The 3,030-nt window shown below is 41.4% G+C and carries 2 protein-coding genes; one reads left to right on the top strand and one right to left on the bottom strand.

Annotation, left to right across the window (positions count from 1 at the left end; all coding sequences use genetic code 11):
* The first annotated feature begins 394 nt into the window (after positions 1–394).
* Positions 395–1,927, top strand: a complete 1,533-nt coding sequence (locus tag F6K20_RS31715; protein WP_009148798.1) for a serine/threonine-protein kinase — start codon at positions 395–397, stop codon at positions 1,925–1,927.
* Positions 1,928–2,025: 98 nt separating this feature from the next.
* Here the strand turns inward: F6K20_RS31715 and F6K20_RS31710 are convergent, their stop codons facing one another.
* Positions 2,026–2,844: a tetratricopeptide repeat protein gene (locus tag F6K20_RS31710; RefSeq protein WP_009148796.1), complete on the bottom strand. Its 819-nt coding sequence runs from the start codon at positions 2,842–2,844 to the stop codon at positions 2,026–2,028.
* Between the last annotated feature and the right edge of the window lie 186 nt (positions 2,845–3,030).

Below are 3,030 nucleotides of genomic sequence, written 5' to 3'. Positions count from 1 at the left end.
TGCAACGGTATTGGGTATTAGGGGATCGCCAACGACGCAGTGGTTTTGAAACCCGGTATCAACGTAATGAAAATATATACTACCTCTCCAGTAGCATTATGGCAGGTCATTATCTCAATAGCACAATGGAAGCAACTTTGGAACGTCAGCCACAATAGAAGTATTCTGGAATTAAGGAAGTTTTAAAAGCAGTACGCCTGTGACCGTTGCTATTGAGTTCATCTTCCTTAGTCCTTAGTCAGTTTTGTCCTTAGTCAGTTTTGTCCTTAGTCCTTTGTGATCCACATTAAGTCTCCTGGTATTAACAAAAGACCAATGACCAATGACCAATTAGCGATGACTAGAGACTAATGATTCATGAACACGTTAGTTTCCAGACCTCACCAAAGAACTTATGATCACAGACCCTAACAAAGGTCGTCTACTCGCCAATCGCTATCAACTGGTCAAGTTGATCGGCAAAGGTGCTATGGGTCAAGTGTATCAAGCCAAAGATATGCTCCTCGGAGGTGTAACGGTTGCCGTCAAGTTTCTCTCCCATACATTATTGAACCAAAAAATGCGCGATCGCTTTGAGCGGGAAGCAACGATTTGCGCTTTGCTTGGTGAGAAAAGCAATCACATCGTGCGAGTTAGGGACTATGGCATAGATGAAAACGATATTTCCTTCTACGTCATGGAATACTTGGCAGGGGGAAATTTAAGCCAAATAATTCACACTAAAACCCTATCCTTACCCCGATTTTTGCATATTACCCGCCAAATTTGTCTGGGATTACAATGTGCTCACCAAGGCATTGTATTTAAAGGCACACTCACTCCAATTGTGCATCGTGATATTAAACCCAGTAACATTCTCGTTGTCGAAGATTCCTCCTTCGGTGAACTGATCAAAATCCTTGACTTTGGCATTGCTAAGCTTCTTCAGTTTGATGGTTCTCAAACCCATTCTTTTATGGGTACTCTAGCCTATTGTTCACCGGAACAAATGGAGGGAAAGGAACTAGATAAACGCTCTGATATCTATAGTCTCGGGGTGATGATGTTTGAGATGTTAACTGGTCACATGCCCATTCTTCCAGAAGATCATTCCTTTGGTAGTTGGTACAAAGCTCATCACTTCAGCCCACCTAAATCCTTTGGATCGATTAACCCCAAGCTAAAGCTGCCGAAGTCCCTAGAGAACCTAATCATGACCTGTATAGCGAAAGAGGTATCTGATCGTCCTCAAAATGTCGGGATTATCCTACGAGCATTGGATTCATTAAACGAAGGTCATGATCGCGGTCGCTATCTGGGTAATCGGATTCAAACAATACTATCCGAGAAGCCTCTGAGTAAGGCAACAGAAATACTTCCCGTATCAGGGAATGATGTTTCTCGGCGAACCTCCTGGCCCGATGACAAGCCTAAAGCATCTATTGTCTTTCCTAAGATAATTCGTACCACTAGCACAACCTTTCCTACCCTCTGGGTGATGCTTACTAAAGAAGAGATTGAGAACCGTCAGGTTAGTACACGCTACAACCAATTCTTGTATGTGATGGTACCTCATCCAATGGTGCTATGGATTACCGCAGTGCATAATCGCTACCACGGTGCTTGTTGGTTTCCTTGCTACTTAGACCTCAAAACAAATCAGGGTCAGAACATAATCAGACTTTTGGGAGATACTGGATATTACCGTATTTTGTTTTTTGCCAAATCACAACCAGAATACTGTGCTAATGTAATGACCTCAACCATTGCTCCTGCCCAACGCCAGCTATTCATTGATTGGGCGAATACGTCTAAGACAATAAAATCAACTAATCAAGGAATGTTGAGCAAACGAATACTTAAACAAGAGTTTGAAAAGCTGAAGCCGAAGATTTTAATGAAGTTAGAAGCTGCTCATACAGATTACCCTACTGATATCTCAGGTTAAAACTTGTTCCTGGCAATTGGTTCCTGGCAATTGGTTACTTTAAAAGATATTTATTTTTTTTCTATTTTCGATTTTACCTATTAAACCGTCAGCCAAAACTAATATAGGGATAGCATCAACTCCCGCTGATACTTTTTCGTCAGGGGATGGTCATTACCGAGCACATCAAACACCGCAATCATGGATTTTCTTGCACCATCATCTCTATAGTTACGATGTTTACTGACAATTTCTAAAAATATTTTGAGTGCTGCTTCATATTCTCCCTCTACAACTAACCGAGATGCCTGAGCAAATAACTGATCTAATTGACTTTCCCCAATAGGATTAGCCTGCTGCTTAAATTGAATCAATGCTCTAACTGCCTGAGCTCTAGGGAAGTATTCTCGATCATTGTATCCAATGGTTTCTAACACTGTGGTTGCCTGTTCTGGCTCATTAATATGAACCAAAAAATTGGCAACTTCAATGACTAAACTTTGATTCTCTGGATACTTGGCAATTAGCTGCTCAAACAGCTGTTTGGCTCGGGATATATCCTGAGTTGCCATGGCAACCCGAGCTTCTTCTAGTCCAATGTCTAGCTCAGACTTCAGATTTAACCTAGCCAACATTTCCCGCAACTGAATCTCTGGTAAAACCCCCACAAAACCAGGAATAATATCACCATTGGTGACAATTCTGACATCGGGTACTCCCTCAATTTTAAAGTTGTTCGCTAAGTCTTGGTTGCGGTCAATATCAACTTTTGCTAATACAAAGTCATATTCTTTAGCTAGTTTCTCTAAAGTTGGTTTGAGCAGTTGACAGGGGCCACACCAGGTAGCAAAGAAGTCTACTAATACAGGCTTCTCAAAAGACTTTTCTAAAACTTCAGTGGCGTAGTTGCTGCTAGTAACGTCTACAGAAAAACCCATATCAATTATTTCCGTTATCCTGTGAAATGAAAGATAAAATGTAAGTATTTAGCTCATGCTTACAAAGATAGGCAAGAGTAAGAAGAAGGAGGGGAGAATAGCAGGGAATTTTTACCAGAAAATATCCCCTCTCTTCCCACACTCCTACCTTCCGCCACACTCGACATCAAGTCAAGGTTTGAGCCA

Source organism: Moorena sp. SIO2C4, from assembly GCF_010672485.1.
GTDB classification, from domain to species: domain Bacteria; phylum Cyanobacteriota; class Cyanobacteriia; order Cyanobacteriales; family Coleofasciculaceae; genus Moorena; species Moorena producens.
Note: the sequence above shows the minus strand (reverse complement) of the source record. Positions and strands in the feature narration are given on the sequence as shown.

Excerpts from the sequence above, each read along its gene's own strand:
- F6K20_RS31715 (WP_009148798.1), top strand. The coding sequence starts at position 395 with ATGATCACAGACCCTAACAAAGGTCGTCTACTCGCCAATCGCTATCAA.
- F6K20_RS31710 (WP_009148796.1), bottom strand. The coding sequence starts at position 2,844 with ATGGGTTTTTCTGTAGACGTTACTAGCAGCAACTACGCCACTGAAGTT.